Origin of the sequence: Aminobacter sp. UC22_36, assembly GCF_044056035.1 — a bacterium.
Taxonomy (GTDB): domain Bacteria; phylum Pseudomonadota; class Alphaproteobacteria; order Rhizobiales; family Rhizobiaceae; genus Aminobacter.
Genome location: NZ_CP171996.1, coordinates 4,767,820 through 4,784,605, shown reverse-complemented (window position 1 = coordinate 4,784,605; position 16,786 = coordinate 4,767,820). Strand labels below are relative to the sequence as shown.

Genomic DNA, 16,786 nt, shown 5'->3' with positions numbered 1-16,786 from the left:
GGCGACCGTGATATCGATGGAACAGGAACCGCGCCGCACGCGCACCAGCGAAGCCTTTTTCGGGCGGCGGCGCGGCAAGGCTATCCGCCCGCATCAGGCGGAGGCGCTTGAGTCAGGACTGGCCCGCCTTGGCATCGACCTTGGCGTGGCCGCTCCCGCCGATCTGCGCTCGATGTTCGAAGCTAAGGTTTCGAAGGTCAGGCTGGAGATCGGTTTCGGCGGCGGCGAACACCTTCGCCATATCGCCGCGAACAATCCCGATGACGGCTTTATCGGCATCGAGCCCTTCGTCAATGGCATGGCCAAGATGACGGCTGTGCTCGACGAAAAGCCGCTCGCCAACATCCGCCTCTATGACGAAGACGCCACCCAGTTGCTCGACTGGCTGCCTGAGGCCTCGCTCGACGGCATCGACCTGCTTTATCCCGACCCGTGGCGCAAGAAGAAGCACTGGAAGCGCCGCTTCGTCAGCCCGGTCAATCTCGACCGCTTTGCCCGCGTGCTGAAAAGCGGCGCGAAATTCCGCTTTGCCTCCGACATCGACACCTATGTGAACTGGACGCTGCAGCATTGCCGGGCCCATCCTGCCTTCGAGTGGCAGGCGGCCGACGCCGCCGACTGGCACACGCCCTATGAGGGCTGGACGCGGACGCGTTACGAGGCCAAGGCGATCCGCGAAAACCGCACCCCGGCGTATTTGACGTTCATTCGCGTCTAAACCCCGCGCCTTTCCCTATCCCCTTGTGGGACAAGGCGCCTGAACGCAGTGAAGGCGGGTAATGGACGGGGCAGGGAAGCCTGACTGGGCGGAATAGGCTGTATGACTGGCGCTGTTTGTCCTTGCGCGCCAAACATCTGCCCTCGGAGAGCCTGTCAGCCCTCGGTGGCCGCAGCAAACGCCACCCGTACCCTGAGCCCGCGCCCGTCGGCGCCCGCCAACAGCTCCAGCCGGCCGCCAAAAAGCGAGGCGATTTCCTCGACGATCGGCAGGCCAAGGCCGGCTCCTGGCTTGTCGCCCTCGCGCCCACGCACGAAACGCTGGCGCACGCTTTCAAGCTCTCCCGCCGGAATGCCGGGCCCCGTGTCTTCGACCTCCAGCACCACGTCCGGGCCGCTGTCGAGCACCTTCACGGTCGCCTCCGCGCCATTGCCGGCATAAGCGAGCACGTTTTCGATCAGGTTGCGGATCATTTCGCTGAGCATTATCGGTTCGCCGCGCACATACAGTGCCTCTTCACCCTCGAAGCCGAGGTCGATGCCGGCGGCATGGGCCTGGGTGACCCGGTCGGCGGTGAGCTGCTGGGCAAGTTCGGTCAGATTGACCGCGCCGAGGTTCTTGAGCCTGTCGGATGCCGCTTCATCGACCTTGGCAAGCAGCAGCAACTGGGCGATGACGCGCTCGGCATGGGCCACCGCCTCGTCGCCGATGCGGGCTGCGCGGCGTGCCTCCTCGAGCGAGTGCGCGCGCGAGGCAAGCGCCAGTTGGGTGCGGATGATGGTCAGCGGCGTGCGCAGCTGGTGGCTGGCATTGCCGGTGAAATGCCGCATCGCGCCGAGCGCCGATCCGAGCCGGCCCATGAAGGAATTGACGGTGTCGACAAGCCCGCGCACCTCCTTCGGTACCGACTGCTCGATCGGATGCAGGTCGTCGGGATTGCGTTCGGCAATCGCGTCGCGCAGCCGGTAGAGCGGACGAAGCGAGAAGGTGACGGCGAGCCAGACGATGGCGGCGGCGCTGCCGATCAGGATGGCGAGCCTGAGCGCCGAGCGCAGCAGGATCGTCTGCGCCAGCTGGGTGCGGGCGATCGTCGTCTCGGCAATGGTGACGACGAACGGTATCGAGGTTGCGCCCGTCGAGGCGGCGCGAGACAGCGAGGTCAGCCGGATCGGCTCGCCGCGGAAATTGGCGTCGGCATAACCGCTTTCCTCCTGCTCAAGCCCCTCGATGACCGGCAGCGCCTGATAGCCGGTGATGAAACCGTCGGGCCCGTCGACGCGGTAGAAAACGCGGTCCTGTGCCGCCGAGGTCAGCATTTCGAGCGCCACGTAAGGAATGTCGACTTCGAGCGTGCCGTCTTCGGCCACCACGACGCGCTCGGCAATCGCCAGGGCCGAGCCGGCCAGCACGCGATCGGAGACGGCGTTGGCGGTATCGACAGCTTCGCGATAGGTGTCGGCGAGCGCGATCAGGCCGATAGTGACCAGCGGCACCAGCAGCCACAGCAGCAGCCGGCTGCGCAGCGAATAGGGTCTGGTCCGTGCCATCAGCGGCTTAGGATCTTTTCGAGATAGTAGCCGATGCCGCGCGCCGTCCGTACCGTCAGGCCGTAAGGGGCGAGGCGCTTGCGCAGGCGGCTGACATATTGCTCGATGGCGTTGGCGCTCAAATCCTCGTCGAAGCCGGCCAGCGATTCGATGATCGCCTGCTTGGCGACAACCTTGCCGGCGCGCATGAACAGCGTTTCGAGCAGCGCCAGCTCGCGTGCCGGAATGTCGATGGCCGCCCCACGCGACGAGAAGCTGCGTGTATTGAGGTCGAGCGCCACCTCGCCGAAGGTGACTGTCGCTGCCTTGAGCCCGGCGCGGCGGCGCAACAGCGTGCGTACCCGGGCCTCCAGTTCGCCGACGTCGAACGGCTTGACCATGTAGTCGTCAGCACCGAGGTCAAGCCCCTTGACCCGCTCGTCGAGCGAATGCCGCGCCGACAGGATCAGCACGGCGGCGTCATGCTGGCGTCCGCGCATGGTACGCAAAACGTCGAGGCCGTCCATTTCGGGCAGGTTGAGGTCGAGAATAACGAGGTCGAAACGCTCGGTAGCCAGCACCGCCACGGCGGAGGCGCCATCGCCGACGACATCGACGGCATAGCCGCTGCCCTTGAGCACTGCCGCCAGCCCGCCGGCCAGCGTCGCGTTGTCCTCCACCACCAGAATGCGCACCCGTATTCTCCTTGCCCGCCCCATCAGGACGATGCCTATTCGCCAGGCAAAGGTCCAGTGCCCCTCATGTGTATCATCAGTGCTTCGCCGTTGTGCCGCAGGCGTTGCTGTTGCATGGTCCGGCGATCATGCGCCTGGCCATCCTCACCGCTCTGCTTTGCCTTTCAGTGCCCGCCCGGGCCGAAGTCACCGTCTTCCCGGCGCTCAACGGCGCTTCGGATGCGCGTACGCTTGTCGTCTATTCCTCGCTCGACGCGCCGTTGGCCAAGCCGATGATCGAAGGTTTCCAGAAAGCCAATCCCGGCGTCGCCGTCAGGTACGAAGATCTCCAGACCGTCGACATCTACGACCGCGTCGTCGCCGAGACCGACGCCGGCAAGGGCACCGCCGACATCGCCTTTTCCTCGGCCATGGACCTTCAGGTCAAGCTCGCCAATGACGGCTATGCCCAGGAAAGCCGGTTGCCTCTATCAGAGCGCTGGCCGCGCTGGGCCAACTGGCGCGACACCGCCTATGCGCTGACCTACGAGCCGGCGGTGTTCGTCTACCACAAGCCGAGCTTCAGGGACGCCCCGCCACCGGCGACGCGCGGCCAGTTCGTCGACTATCTCAAGACCCAGGGCGACAAGGTCTATGGCCGGATCGCCACCTACGACATCGAGCGCTCCGGCGTCGGCTTCATGTTCATGGCGCGCGACCAGGAGCAGTACCCCGACATCTGGTCGGTGATCCGCGCCATGGGGGCGGCAGGGGTGAAGCTGTATTCGACAAGCGGCGCGATCCTGGAGCGCATCGCCGACGGCCGTTTCGTGCTTGGCTACAACATCCTCGGCTCCTATGCCGCCGACTGGGCGGCGCGTAATCCCGATGTCGGCATCGTCCTGCCCAAGGACTACACGGTGGTGATGTCGCGCATCGGCCTGGTGCCGGCGGCGGCCAAGTCGCCCGACCTCGGCCGCCGCTATCTCGAATATTTCATGTCGGCCGAAGGTCAGACGGTGATGGCGCGCGAATTGCAGATCGCCGCCGTCAATCCGGAGGTGTCGGGCGAGAACACCGCCAACCGGATGCAGGAGGTGCTCGGCGGCCAATTGCGTCCGGTGCCGGTCAGTCCCGGCCTGATGGTCTATCTCGACCAGGTCAAGCGTAGCCGTGTCATCGAGCGCTGGAACGAGGCCCTGCGCAACCCTTGACGTCAGGATGTACCCAAGCTGTTGCATCGGTGTCAGTCTGATGTCAGGTTGCTGCGATAGGGAAGTTTTGGCCCATCCGTTGGAGGCGGCGAGGCTCGGAAAGTTCGGGAGGACTTCGAACACGTTTCCGCTAAGGCTACCCGACGGCGGTTCTCACCGCTGCGCAGAGGAGCCGGGAAACGCTGCTGTCATGGCAGGCCCTTAAGCCGGCCAGTTCCTTCTCCCCAGGTTCCGAGACGCTGCCTCAGGCGCGGGCTTCGAAACTGAAAAAGCATTTTGCCCCGCGCGCGTGGGCAAGGGAGGAACAGCAATGAAGCAGTTCGTATTGGCATCCATCATCGCGGGCGCGCTTGCCCTGCCGGCCGCCGCGGCCGACTACAAGATCATGGCACCTGCAGCCCCCGGCGGCGGTTGGGACCAGACCGCGCGTTCGATGCAGACCGCGCTCCAGGACGAGAAGATCTCCAGCTCGGTCCAGGTCAACAACGTTCCGGGCGCCGGCGGCACCATCGGCCTCGCCCAGTTCGTCAACCAGGCCAGCGGCGACCCGGCCCAGCTCATCGTCGGCGGCTACGTCATGGTCGGCGCCATCCTGACCAACGCCTCGCCCGTCACGCTCGACCAGGTCACCCCGATCGCCCGCTTGACCGGCGAATACGAAGCGCTGGTCGTCCCGGCCGCCTCCGACATCAAGGACATGGCTGGCCTCGTTGCCAAGCTCAAGGCTGATCCGGGTGCGGTTTCCTGGGGCGGCGGCTCGGCCGGCGGCACCGACCACATCACGGCGGGCCTGATTGCCAAGGCAACCGGCGTCGACCCGACCAAGGTCAACTACATCGCCTACTCCGGCGGTGGCGAAGCACTCGCTGCCATCCTCGGCGGCCAGGTGACCGTCGGCATTTCCGGCTACGGCGAATTCGCCGAGCAGATCAAGGCCGGCACGCTGCGCATCATCGGCATCTCGTCCGATGCCAAGGTCGAGGGCATCGACGCCCCGACCTTCAAGGAAGGCGGCGTTGACGTCTCGATCCAGAACTGGCGCATGGTCGCTGCTGCTCCCGGCATCTCGGCCGAGCAGAAGGCAGCTGTGCTCGCCGACGTCGAGAAGATGGTGACTTCGGCCTCGTGGACGAAGATCCTCGCTGACAAGGGCTGGGCCAACACCTACCTCGCCGGCGACGACTTCGCAGCCCAGCTGAAGAAGGACACCGAGGCGACGTCCGCGATCCTGAAAGACATCGGCCTGGTGAAATGAGCCTGGACAACCAGCAGCAAGAAAGGCGCCGCCCCGATTGGGCGGCGCTTGCCATCGCCGCCCTGCTCATGGTGGTTTCGGTCGTCATCGCCTGGAGCACCGCCAGCCATGGCGCCGGCGCCAACTATGCCCGGGTCGGCCCGACGACGTTTCCCTATGTGATATCAGTGGCGTTCTTCGGCCTGTCGATCTGGACGGTCTTCGAAGCCTGGCGTGGCGATTTTCCCGAGCGCGAGAAACAAGAAATCAGCCCGATCCTGTGGATCGTCGGCGGTCTTGCCGCGCAGATGCTGCTGCTCAAGGCGGCCGGCTTCTCGATCGCCACCGGATTGCTCTTCGCCGCGACAGCACGCGCATTCGGCCGCGGGCCGTTGTGGAAGACGATCCCCATCGGCATCGTGCTTTCGTTCGTCGTCTGGGTCATTTTCGCCAAGGGACTGCAGCTCTCGCTGCCCGCCGGCCCGCTCGAACACCTGCTGTTCTGAGCGATTATCAAGGGAGCTCGGCTCTAAATGGATACCTTTGGTCTGCTCGCGCAGGGATTGCTCACGGCTCTTGAGCCGATGAACATGCTGTATGCGCTGATCGGCGTGACGCTCGGCACGGCTGTCGGCGTTCTTCCCGGCATCGGCCCGGCACTTACCGTCGCCCTGCTGCTGCCCGTCACCTACAAGCTTGATCCCGCGGGGTCGCTGATCATGTTTGCCGGCATCTATTACGGCGGCATGTATGGCGGCTCGACGACGTCGATCCTGCTCAACACGCCTGGCGAAAGTGCCTCGATCGTCACGGCGCTCGAAGGTAACAAGATGGCGCGCGCCGGGCGCGGCGGACCTGCTTTGGCGACGGCCGCCATCGGCTCGTTCGTCGCCGGCCTGATCGCCACCATCGGCCTCGCCTTCATCGCACCGACAGTCGTCAAGATGGCGCTGTCGTTCGGCCCGGCCGAGTATTTCGCGCTGATGATCCTGGCCTTCATGACCGTCTCCGCTGCCTTCGGCGACTCGACGCTGCGCGGTCTGACCGCGCTGTTCATCGGCCTGGGGCTCGGCCTGATCGGTATCGACCTGCAGACTGGCCAGGCGCGCCTGGCCTTCGGCATCCCCGACCTGCTCGACGGCATCGAGGTGACGACGCTTGCGGTGGCGTTGTTCGCCGTCGGCGAAGCGCTCAGCGTTGCCGCCAGTAAGGGCGGCGATTCGACCATCCAGGCGATCAAGGGATCGGTCTGGATGACGCGCGAAGACTGGAGCCGGTCATGGAAGCCATGGCTGCGTGGCACCGCGATCGGTTTCCCGATCGGCGCCATGCCGGCTGGCGGTGCTGAAATCGGTACCTTCCTGTCGTATTCGGTGGAAAAGAACCTGGCCAAGAAGCCCGAAGAGTTCGGCCATGGCGCGATCGAAGGCGTCGCTGGACCGGAAGCGGCCAACAATGCGTCGGCTGCCGGCACGCTGGTGCCGCTGCTGACGCTCGGCCTGCCGACCACGGCGACCGCCGCGATCATGCTCGCTGGCTTCCAGCAGTTCGGCCTGCAGCCGGGCCCGCTGCTCTTCGCCACCAACCCGCAGCTGGTCTGGGGCCTGATCGCCTCCTTGCTGGTTGCAAACCTGATGCTGCTGGTGCTCAACCTGCCGCTGATCGGCGTCTGGGTCAGGCTCCTGACCATCCCGCTGCCCTGGCTCTACTCGGGCATCTTGCTGTTCGCGACGCTTGGCACTATCGGCGCCAACCCGTCGACATTCGAACTCGGCATGCTTCTGGCATTCGGCCTGCTCGGCTACGGCCTGCGCCGCTTCGGTTATCCGATAGCACCTGTGGTGGTGGGGTTGATTCTGGGGCCAATGGCCGAGCAGCAGTTGCGTCGCGCGCTGGCGATCAGCCAGGGCGACCCGTCGATCCTGCTGGGATCGCCGATTGCGGTCATTCTGCTGTTGCTTGCGGCCACCGCGGTGCTGCTGCCGCTCTATTTGCGCGCCCGTGGCCGCGGCAAGGTGCTGGCTCAGCTTGGCGCCAACGAAGACTGAGACTGGTCGGTCCTGAAACAAAAAAGCCGAGGCCCGGATTTCCGGCCTCGGCTTTTTCTTTGCCTCTCAGGGGAGGCGGAAACTGCCAGGGACAGAGCGACGGCCAAAATAACCTGCCGCTCCGGAGCACGGCCCACTTGGCCGACGTCTCGGCCTACGCCAATGACGTGGGCAGCGGTGTGCGCTCTCTACCCTGAAACAGAAGCCTTAGAACCGGCGGATACGGTCGAAGTGGCGGGGATCGATGCCTAGCATGACCAGGTCCTGGTTGTTCGGACGGTGACCGCGCTCGACAGCAGCGGCCGCGGCAACGGCGCTACCAAAGGTGCGGACCAGTTCGCCAATGCGTCCAAATTGCTTGCGGGTGTTCATCTCGGTGTCCTTTTTCGCGTTGCATCATCGTTTTTGTGCAACGCAGCAAATATAGGTGCCGTCAGGGAATCCGGTAGGGGTCTCAGCGCATGCTTGCCATGCATCTGCTGCAATGGTCGACTAAATCAGTGGCAGTGGACGCAACCGGCCACAGGACTTGAAAGGCGCGTCGCCTTCGGCTATATCAGCCTCAAATTCTTGGTCGGTATGACGAAGAGTGGGTCCACCCGGTCCCGCTCTTTTTGTTACCTGCCGACCGTCTGGAGATTCTATGACCGAAAACGCAGTCGAACAGACAGGCGACGACCGCATCATCCGCGAAACCGGCATCGACGCCCGCATCGCCCTGATCGTTCAGCCCGTCCTTCGCGCGATCGGCTTCCGCCTCGTTCGCATTCGCCTTTCGGGGCAGAGCGGGTTGACGCTGCAGATCATGGCCGAGCGCGAAGACGGCACCATGACCGTCCAGGATTGCGAAGAAGTGAGCCGTGCGGTTTCGCCTGCTCTCGATGTCGATGATCCGATCGAAAAGGCGTATCATCTCGAAGTGTCGTCGCCGGGCATCGACCGGCCGCTGGTCCGCAAGTCGGATTTCGGCAACTGGATCGGTCACATCGTCAAGATGGAGACCTCGGTCATGGTTGCCGACCGCAAGCGCTTCCGCGGCAAGATCGCCGAGGCTGACGAAGAAGGCATCCTGCTCCAGCGTGACCAGGCTGCCTACGGCGAGGAGCCGACCGTGCGCGTGCCTTTCGAGGCGATTTCCGAGGCGCGGCTGATCCTCACCGACGATCTCATTCGCGATGCCCTGAGCAAGGACAATCAGGCGCGCAAGGAAGCACGGAAGCGTCGCGGCGAAGACGAAGATGCGCCGGAAGACGAAGAAACCGAAACGGAAGATTGATAGAGCCGCGCGGCTGGACCCGATCCGGCCGGACGCTCCGGGAGAAAGACAATGGTTGTAAGCGCCAACAGGCTCGAACTGCTGCAGATCGCCGACGCGGTCGCCCGCGAGAAGTCGATCGACAAGTCGATCGTCATCGCCGCCATGGCCGACGCGATCCAGAAGGCAGCGCGCTCGCGCTATGGTCAAGAGACCAACATCCGCGCCGACATCAACCCCACTACGGGTGAGATGAAGCTGCAGCGCCTGATGGAAGTCGTCGAGAAGGTCGATGACTACGCCATCCAGATCGCGCTGAGCTCGGCGCGCGAGCGCAATCCCGACGCCCAGCTCGGCGACTTCATCGCCGAACAGCTGCCGCCGATGGATTTCGGCCGCATCGCCGCCCAGTCGGCCAAGCAGGTCATCGTCCAGAAGGTGCGTGAAGCCGAGCGCGATCGCCAGTATGACGAATACAAGGATCGCATCGGCGAGATCGTCAATGGCACGGTCAAGCGCGTCGAATACGGCAACGTCATCGTCGATCTCGGCCGTGGCGAGGCGATCATCCGCCGCGACGAGCTGATCCCCCGCGAAAACTACAAGTACGGCGACCGCGTCCGCGCTTATGTCTACGACGTGCGCCGTGAACAGCGTGGCCCGCAGATCTTCCTGTCGCGTACCCATCCGCAGTTCATGGCGAAGCTGTTCACCATGGAAGTGCCCGAGATCTATGACGGCATCATCGAGATCAAGTCGGTTGCCCGCGATCCCGGTTCGCGCGCCAAGATCGCCGTCATCTCGCGTGACAGCTCGATCGATCCGGTCGGCGCCTGCGTCGGTATGCGTGGTTCGCGCGTCCAGGCCGTCGTCGGCGAGCTTCAGGGCGAAAAGATCGACATCATTCCGTGGTCGCCTTCGGCCGCCTCCTTCATCGTCAACGCGCTGCAGCCGGCTGAAGTCGCCAAGGTCGTTCTTGACGAAGACGCAGAGCGCATCGAAGTCGTGGTTCCGGATGATCAGCTGTCGCTGGCCATCGGCCGCCGCGGCCAGAACGTGCGTCTGGCTTCGCAGCTGACCGGCTGGGATATCGACATCCTCACCGAGCAGGAAGAGTCGGAGCGCCGCCAGAAGGAATTCGTCGAACGTTCCACGCTGTTCATGGAATCGCTCGACGTCGACGAGATGGTCGGCCAGGTGCTGGCTTCCGAAGGCTTCACCTCGGTCGAGGAAGTCGCTTATGTCGATGCCGACGAAATCGCATCGATCGACGGCTTCGACGAGGACACGGCGTCCGAAATCCAGACCCGCGCCCGCGAATATCTCGGCAAGATCGAAGCCGAACACGACGAGAAGCGTCAGGCGCTCGGCGTTCAGGACGAGCTGCGCGAGATCCCCGGCATCACCACCGCAATGCTGGTGGCGCTCGGCAATGATGGTGTGAAGACGGTCGAGGACTTCGCCGGCTATGCGGCCGACGATCTCGTCGGCTGGAAGGAACGCAAGGACGGAGAGACCAAGTTCTTCCCAGGCGTGCTGGCCGACTACGGCGTGTCGCGCACCGATGCAGAACAGATGGTCGTTGCTGCCCGACGCATGGTTGGTTGGATTTCCGAGGACGAAGTTGTGTCCGAGGAAGAGCCAGCCGACGTCGCCGGTGAGTGACGTGAGGCCGGCCGGAGAACCCCTTGGACGAGATGAACGATCGCACCTGCATCGTCACGCGCAAAAGCGCCGAACCGGATGATCTGATCCGTTTCGTCGTCGGCCCGGATTCGACCGTTTTTCCGGACCTCAAGAGAAATCTGCCCGGCCGCGGTTGCTGGGTGACGGCCGACCGCCTACATATCGACAAGGCTGAGGCCAAGGGCATGTTCGCCCGCGCCTTCAAGGCGCAGGTCGTCGTGCCGCCCGAATTGGGCGCCATGGTCGACAATCTGCTCGTCAGATCGGCGCTTGGCGCGCTCGGGCTTGCCCGGAAGGCCGGTCTGGTGGCACTAGGTGCTGCCAAGGTCGACTCGACGGTCCGCGCCGGCAAGGCGCTTTTCGTACTCCATGCTTATGAGGGCGCCGAAGACGGCGTCCGCAAGATCACCCAGGCCCGCAAGGCCACAGTGCATATCGGCGGGCCTGCAACGCCTGCCTATAAACTTTTTTCGGAAGCCGAATTGAGTTTGGCATTGGGGGCAACAAATGTGATACATGCTGCCGTCCTCGCGGGAGAAGCGGGCAAGGCGGTCGCGAAGCGCATGGTTGCGCTTGACCGATATCGGGGCGGATCCCCGGATGATCTGGCAATGATTGCGGCGATTGCCTACGACGATGATGCCGCAGAGGATATGGAATGAGCGACACTAAATCGGGCGATGACAACACGTTGAGCGTCACTCCGAAGAAGACCTTGACGCTGAAGCGCCCGGGATCGGAGCAGGGAACCGTACGCCAGAACTTCTCGCACGGCCGCACAAAGCAGGTCGTCGTGGAGACGAAGAAGCGTAAGTTCTCCATGCCCGGCGACAAGCACGAGCCCACACCGACAGCGGCGACGGTCTTTGCACCCAAGCCCCAGCCCGTAGCGCCTGCGCCGGTAGCACCGGTCGCGGCAGCACCTGTCGTGGCGGCTCCGGTTGCATCGGCTCCGGTAGCAATGGCGCCGGTTGCACCAGCTCCGGTCGTGGCAGCTCCCGCTCCGGCCGCCCCTGTTGCGAGAGAGGCGCCCAGGCCTGCTCGTCAGCCCGAGCGTTCGGGCATGGTGCTGAATTCATTGTCGCGCAGCGAGATGGAAGCGCGTCGTCGCGCGCTTGAAGGCTCTGTTGTGCGTGAACAGGAAGACCGCCTGCGCGCTGTCGAGGACGCACGTCGTCGTCTCGAGGAAGAAGAGCGCCGCCGCAAGGAGCGCGAGGATTCCGCCCGCCGCCAGGCAGAGGAAGAGGCCCGTCTCAAGACCGAGGCAGAATCGCGCCGTCGCGCCGAAGACGAAGCCCGTCGCCGTGCGCCTGCTGCAGCGCTTGAGGCCAATGTGCCGGACGAGGTCGAAGCCAAGCCGAAGGGCCGCGTTGGTCCCGGTGCTGCCGCTGCAACGCCGATCCGCCGCATCGCGACCCCAGAGGTTGCCCGTCCGGCCAAGACCAAGACCGAGGACGACCGTCGTCGCGGCAAGCTGACGCTCAACACGGCGCTGTCTTCCGTGGATGGTGATGCGCGCTCTCGTTCGCTGTCGGCGATGCGTCGCCGCCAGGAGAAGTTCAAGCGTGCGATGCATCAAGAGACGCGCGAGAAGATCGTGCGTGAGGTCATTCTTCCTGAGACCATCACCATTCAGGAACTGGCCCAGCGCATGTCCGAACGCGCCGTCGAGGTCGTCAAGTTCTTCATGAAGCAAGGCCAGATGATGAAGCCGGGCGACGTCATCGACGCCGATACGGCCGAGCTGGTCGCTTCCGAATTTGGCCACACGGTTCGCCGCGTCGCTGAGTCCGACATCGAAGAAGGCCTGTTCGACATCGCCGATCACAGCGAGACGCTGGTTACGCGTCCGCCTGTCGTCACCATCATGGGCCACGTCGATCACGGCAAGACCTCGCTGCTCGACGCCATCCGCCAGGCCAACGTCGTTTCCGGCGAAGCCGGCGGCATCACCCAGCACATCGGCGCCTATCAGGTCGAGAAGAACGGTCAGAAGATCACCTTCATCGACACCCCCGGCCACGCCGCCTTCACGGCGATGCGTGCCCGTGGTGCCCAGGCGACCGACATCGCGATCCTGGTGGTGGCGGCCGACGACTCCGTCATGCCGCAGACCATCGAGTCGATCAGCCATGCCAAGGCTGCCGGCGTGCCGATCATTGTTGCGATCAACAAGATCGACAAGCCGTCGGCGGACGCGCAGAAGGTCCGTACCGAGCTGCTGCGCCACGAAGTCTTCGTGGAATCGATGGGCGGTGAAGTGCTCGACGTCGAGGTTTCGGCGAAGAACGGCACCAATCTCGACAAGCTGCTCGAGGCGATCCTGCTGCAGGCAGAAGTTCTCGACCTCAAGGCCAACCCCGACCGTACGGCCGAGGGTGTCGTCATCGAAGCAAAGCTCGACAAGGGCCGTGGTCCGGTTGCGACCGTGCTGGTCCAGACCGGTACGCTGCTGCCGGGCGACATTCTCGTCGCCGGCGACCAGTGGGGCCGCGTCCGTGCTCTGGTCGACGATCGTGGCAACCGTCTCGAAGAAGCTCCGCCGGCGATGCCGGTCGAGATTCTCGGCCTTCAGGGCACGCCTCAGGCTGGCGACCGCTTCGCGGTGGTCAACAACGAGGCCCGTGCCCGCGAGATCACCGAGTACCGCCAGCGTCTGGCGCGCGACAAGGCTGTCGCCAAGCACGCCACGCAGCGCGGTTCGCTCGAGCAGATGATGTCGCAGCTGCAGTCGTCCGGCCTGAAAGAGTTCCCGCTCATCATCAAGGGTGACGTGCAGGGTTCGGTCGAAGCGATCATTGCAGCGCTCGACAAGCTCGGCACCGACGAGGTGCGTGCCCGCATCGTCCATTCGGGCGCCGGCGCCATCACCGAAAGCGACGTCACGCTCGCCGAAACTTCGGGTGCGGCGATCATCGGCTTCAACGTCCGCGCCAATGCGCAGGCGCGTCACGCCGCTGAACAGTCCGGGATCGAGATCCGTTACTACAACATCATCTACAACCTCGTGGATGACGTTAAGGATGCGATGTCGGGCCTGCTGTCGCCGGAACGTCGCGAAACCTTCATCGGCAACGCCGAGATCCTCGAAGTCTTCAACATTACGAAGACCGGCAAGGTCGCGGGCTGCCGTGTCACCGAAGGCAAGGTCGAACGTGGCGCAGGCGTCCGCCTGATCCGCGACAACGTTGTCATCCACGAAGGCACGCTCAAGACGCTCAAGCGTTTCAAGGACGAAGTCTCCGAAGTGCCGGTTGGCCAGGAATGCGGTATGGCCTTCCAGAACTACGAAGACATGCGCGCTGGCGATGTCATCGAGTGCTTCCGCGTGGAGATGGTGACCCGGAGGCTCTAAGCCTCTGGCATCTGCCTAATCGTTTGGACGGTGGCCGTTCAGCCACCGTCCGTTTTCGTGCAGCAGGAAGTGCGGTCCCATTCCGCCTCCTGCGACATATGGATTTTCAGGACCATGTCGCGTTTTCAGAGTTCCGGCCCATCCCAGCGTCAGCTTCGCGTCGGCGAGCAGGTGCGTCACGCACTTTCCGAAACGCTCCAGCGCGGCGAGATCATCGATCCGGTGGTCGAAACGGCGGTGATTTCGATCACCGAAGTGCGCATGTCGCCTGACCTCAAGATCGCCACTGCTTTTGTGTCGCCGCTCGGCGCCAAGGACCCCGATGCCGTCATCGAGGCACTCAACAAATACGCCAAGTTCATCCGTGGCCGCGTTTCCTTTGCCTTGCGGCAGATGAAATACATGCCGGAATTCCGTTTCCGGCTGGACACCAGTTACGACAATTTCGCCAAGATCAACGATCTGCTGCGTTCACCCGAAGTGGTGCGCGACCTCGGCGGCGAAGAAGACAAGGAAGACTGACATGTCGCGTCGCGGCAAGAAGAAAGGCCGGCCCGTCTCCGGCTGGCTGGTGCTGGACAAACCTGTGGGCATGGGCTCGACCGAGGCCGTCTCCAAGATCAAATGGCTGTTCAATGCCGAAAAGGCCGGACATGCCGGAACGCTCGACCCGCTCGCATCCGGCATGCTGCCGATCGCGCTCGGCGAAGCCACCAAGACCGTGCCTTACGTCATGGACGGCGCCAAGGTGTATCGCTTCACCGTGTCGTGGGGCGAAGAGCGCTCGACCGACGACCTCGAAGGTCCGGTGACCAAGACCTCGGACAAGCGTCCGTCCGAAGAAGAGATCCGTGCCGTCATGCCGAATTACACCGGCGTCATCATGCAGACGCCGCCGCAGTTCTCAGCGATCAAGATCGCCGGCGAGCGTGCCTATGACCTTGCCCGCGAGGGTGCGACGGTCGATATCCCAGCGCGCGAGGTCGAAATCGGCCGCCTCGAAATCATCGAAAACAGCGCCGGTCGCACCGTGTTCGAGATCGATTGCGGCAAGGGCACCTATGTCCGCTCGTTGGCCCGCGACATGGGCCGCGATCTCGGCTGCTTTGGCCATATCTCGGAGCTTCGTCGCACCGAAGTCGATCCGTTCACATCAGAGGACTTCGTCACCATCGCCGAACTCGAGGCCGCTCGCACCGCCGGTCAGCCGGATGGTGAAGAGGGCAAGTGGGACTTCACCGCCATCGATGAATTCGTGGTTGACACTTCGGCTGCGCTCGACTGCCTGCCGCAGGTTGCGGTGACCGACGAGGCAGCCAACAAGATCAGGCTCGGCAATCCCGTCATCGTGCGCGGTCGCGATGCGCCGGTGGAAGCCGAAGAGGCCTGCGCCACCGCGCGCGGCAAGCTCGTTGCCATCGGTGCCATCGAGCAGGGCATGTTCAAGCCCAAGCGGGTGTTCACTGCCTGACACTTGTATGCCGGTGTCGTTTCCGATTGGATCGCAGACATGATTCCGCGGACGAGACGCAATGGCACTGGCTGAAACCACCGGCAATCGTGGCCATCACCAGCGCGTGCGCGCGCCTGTCGGGGCGTCGCCCGGTACGCTGATCGCCGATCCGTCGGCGCGCCAGTCGGCGCTCAACATGACGCTGATCTCGCCCGAAGCCTGCGAGTTCGTCGACAATGCCAGCCTCGACGACGTCGAAGCGGCTTGCGACGGATGGCCGTTGATCTGGCTCGATTGCGTTGGCCTCGCCAATGTCGGCCTGATCGAGGAGATCGGCAGGATTTTCGGCCTGCATACGTTGGCGCTGGAAGATGTGGTCAACACCGGCCAGCGGCCCAAGGCCGACTTCTTTGACGATCACGCCTTCTTCGTGCTCAGCATGATCGACGACGCGAAAACCAGCCGTTACGAGCAGATTTCCTTCTTCTTCGGCGACAAATTCGTCGTCACCTTCCAGGAGCGCGAGGGTGATCCGTTCGAGCCGGTGCGCCAGCGCATCCGCACGTCCAATCCGAGCCGTCTGCGCCATCGCAAGGCCGACTACCTCGCCTACGCACTGATCGACGCAGTGGTCGACAGCTACTTCCCGATCGTCGACGCGACAGGCGACAAGGTCGACGCCATCGAGGACGAACTGCTGGCCGCCCCCAGGAAGCAGCACATCAGTCAGCTGCACGGCCTGCGCCGGGCTACCAGTCAGCTCAAGCGCACGATCATGCCATTGCGCGATGCGCTGAGCACCCTGATCCGCTCGGACGCAGATTTCATCTCGGCTGAAACAAAGGTCTATTTCAACGACACGCTCGACCATTCGATCAGGTTGGCTGAAACCGTCGAATCCCAGCGCGAAACGATGATCGGCCTGATCGAGATGCAGCTGTCGCTGTCGCAATCGCGGACCAACGAGATCATCAGCGTCCTGACGATCGTCTCGGCGATCTTCATTCCGCTGACCTTTCTCGCCGGCATTTGGGGCATGAACTTCGACCCCACGACCTCGCCGTGGAACATGCCCGAGTTGCTGTCGCCTTATGGCTATCCCGCAGCGCTTGGTTTCATGGCCCTGGTGGCAATCTCGCTGGTGCTGTATTTCCGCTGGCGGAAATGGCTCTGAGCGGCGTCTCCGAGCCGGCTTGCGAATGGGACTGGCTTTTGTTGCCAAATTCCACTATATGCGCCGCAACATTGCGCTTTTGAGTGCCTTGTTCATTGGCCCCAGCTGGACGACATCCCGGCCGAGGGCGTCCCGTTTCCTCCAGATCGAAAGGAAAAACACGATGTCGATTACTGCCGAGCGCAAGTCGGAATTGATGACTGAATTCGCAACCGCCAAGGGCGACACCGGTTCGCCGGAAGTCCAGGTTGCCATCCTCTCCGAGCGCATCAAGAACCTGACCGAGCACTTCAAGGACCACAAGAAGGACAACCACTCCCGTCGTGGCCTTCTGGCGCTCGTTTCCCTGCGTCGCTCGCTGCTTGACTACCTCAAGCGCAAGGACGACGCACGCTATCAGACGCTGATCGAGAAGCTCGGTCTGCGCCGCTGATGAATTGGCCGGCGGG

The 16,786-nt window shown here is 63.7% G+C and carries 16 protein-coding genes; 13 read left to right on the top strand and 3 right to left on the bottom strand.

Going from position 1 to position 16,786, the window contains the following annotated elements:
* Positions 1-16: 16 nt before the first annotated feature.
* A complete protein-coding gene (locus ACHMW7_RS26885; protein ID WP_395448429.1) occupies positions 17-718 on the top strand; it encodes a tRNA (guanine(46)-N(7))-methyltransferase TrmB in 702 nt (233 codons plus the stop codon).
* A 155-nt stretch (positions 719-873) separates the two neighbouring features.
* Here the strand turns inward: ACHMW7_RS26885 and ACHMW7_RS26880 are convergent, their stop codons facing one another.
* Positions 874-2,265 carry a sensor histidine kinase N-terminal domain-containing protein gene (locus ACHMW7_RS26880; protein ID WP_395448428.1) on the bottom strand — a complete coding sequence of 464 codons (1,392 nt, stop codon included), beginning with the start codon at positions 2,263-2,265 and terminating at the stop codon, positions 874-876.
* Entirely contained in the window at positions 2,265-2,939 is a 675-nt protein-coding gene (locus tag ACHMW7_RS26875) for a response regulator (RefSeq protein WP_395448427.1), read from the bottom strand. The genes ACHMW7_RS26880 and ACHMW7_RS26875 overlap by 1 nt, the downstream gene beginning before the upstream one ends.
* A gap of 128 nt (positions 2,940-3,067) precedes the next feature.
* Here ACHMW7_RS26875 and ACHMW7_RS26870 point away from each other — a divergent pair, with 128 nt between their 5' ends.
* The 4 genes from ACHMW7_RS26870 (at position 3,068) to ACHMW7_RS26855 (ending at position 7,414) form a co-directional block, all read left to right on the top strand.
* Complete coding sequence (locus ACHMW7_RS26870; protein ID WP_395451453.1) at positions 3,068-4,132, top strand: ABC transporter substrate-binding protein; 1,065 nt, start codon at positions 3,068-3,070, stop codon at positions 4,130-4,132.
* Positions 4,133-4,442: 310 nt separating this feature from the next.
* Positions 4,443-5,387 carry a Bug family tripartite tricarboxylate transporter substrate binding protein gene (locus ACHMW7_RS26865; RefSeq protein WP_395448426.1) on the top strand — a complete coding sequence of 315 codons (945 nt, stop codon included), beginning with the start codon at positions 4,443-4,445 and terminating at the stop codon, positions 5,385-5,387.
* On the top strand, positions 5,384-5,872 hold the full coding sequence (locus tag ACHMW7_RS26860; protein ID WP_395448425.1) for a tripartite tricarboxylate transporter TctB family protein: 489 nt from the start codon (positions 5,384-5,386) through the stop codon (positions 5,870-5,872). The genes ACHMW7_RS26865 and ACHMW7_RS26860 overlap by 4 nt, the downstream gene beginning before the upstream one ends.
* 27 nt (positions 5,873-5,899) lie before the next feature.
* On the top strand, positions 5,900-7,414 hold the full coding sequence (locus ACHMW7_RS26855) for a tripartite tricarboxylate transporter permease (protein ID WP_395448424.1): 1,515 nt from the start codon (positions 5,900-5,902) through the stop codon (positions 7,412-7,414).
* A 207-nt stretch (positions 7,415-7,621) separates the two neighbouring features.
* Here ACHMW7_RS26855 and ACHMW7_RS26850 read toward each other — a convergent pair whose 3' ends face one another.
* The gene (locus ACHMW7_RS26850; protein ID WP_395448423.1) at positions 7,622-7,786 is read right to left on the bottom strand and encodes a hypothetical protein; all 165 of its coding nucleotides are present in this window, start codon (positions 7,784-7,786) and stop codon (positions 7,622-7,624) included.
* 271 nt (positions 7,787-8,057) lie between these two features.
* On the opposite strand from ACHMW7_RS26850, the gene rimP reads away from it, so the two are divergent.
* The 8 genes from rimP to rpsO all read left to right on the top strand — a co-directional run bounded on the left by rimP (position 8,058) and on the right by rpsO (position 16,770).
* The gene (gene rimP, locus ACHMW7_RS26845) at positions 8,058-8,690 is read left to right on the top strand and encodes a ribosome maturation factor RimP (protein WP_395448422.1); all 633 of its coding nucleotides are present in this window, start codon (positions 8,058-8,060) and stop codon (positions 8,688-8,690) included.
* A 51-nt stretch (positions 8,691-8,741) separates the two neighbouring features.
* Positions 8,742-10,334, top strand: a complete 1,593-nt coding sequence (gene nusA / locus ACHMW7_RS26840) for a transcription termination factor NusA (protein WP_395448421.1) — start codon at positions 8,742-8,744, stop codon at positions 10,332-10,334.
* Between the two features lie 32 nt (positions 10,335-10,366).
* Entirely contained in the window at positions 10,367-11,017 is a 651-nt protein-coding gene (locus ACHMW7_RS26835; RefSeq protein ID WP_395451452.1) for an RNA-binding protein, read from the top strand.
* Complete coding sequence (infB, locus tag ACHMW7_RS26830) at positions 11,014-13,710, top strand: translation initiation factor IF-2 (protein WP_395448420.1); 2,697 nt, start codon at positions 11,014-11,016, stop codon at positions 13,708-13,710. The genes ACHMW7_RS26835 and infB overlap by 4 nt, the downstream gene beginning before the upstream one ends.
* Before the next feature lie 114 nt (positions 13,711-13,824).
* A complete protein-coding gene (gene rbfA / locus ACHMW7_RS26825; RefSeq protein ID WP_395448419.1) occupies positions 13,825-14,232 on the top strand; it encodes a 30S ribosome-binding factor RbfA in 408 nt (135 codons plus the stop codon).
* Position 14,233: 1 nt separating this feature from the next.
* Complete coding sequence (truB, locus tag ACHMW7_RS26820; protein WP_395448418.1) at positions 14,234-15,181, top strand: tRNA pseudouridine(55) synthase TruB; 948 nt, start codon at positions 14,234-14,236, stop codon at positions 15,179-15,181.
* A 61-nt stretch (positions 15,182-15,242) separates the two neighbouring features.
* On the top strand, positions 15,243-16,337 hold the full coding sequence (gene corA / locus ACHMW7_RS26815; RefSeq protein ID WP_395448417.1) for a magnesium/cobalt transporter CorA: 1,095 nt from the start codon (positions 15,243-15,245) through the stop codon (positions 16,335-16,337).
* A gap of 58 nt (positions 16,338-16,395) precedes the next feature.
* On the top strand, positions 16,396-16,770 hold the full coding sequence (rpsO, locus tag ACHMW7_RS26810; protein WP_395451451.1) for a 30S ribosomal protein S15: 375 nt from the start codon (positions 16,396-16,398) through the stop codon (positions 16,768-16,770).
* The last annotated feature ends 16 nt before the right edge of the window (positions 16,771-16,786 follow it).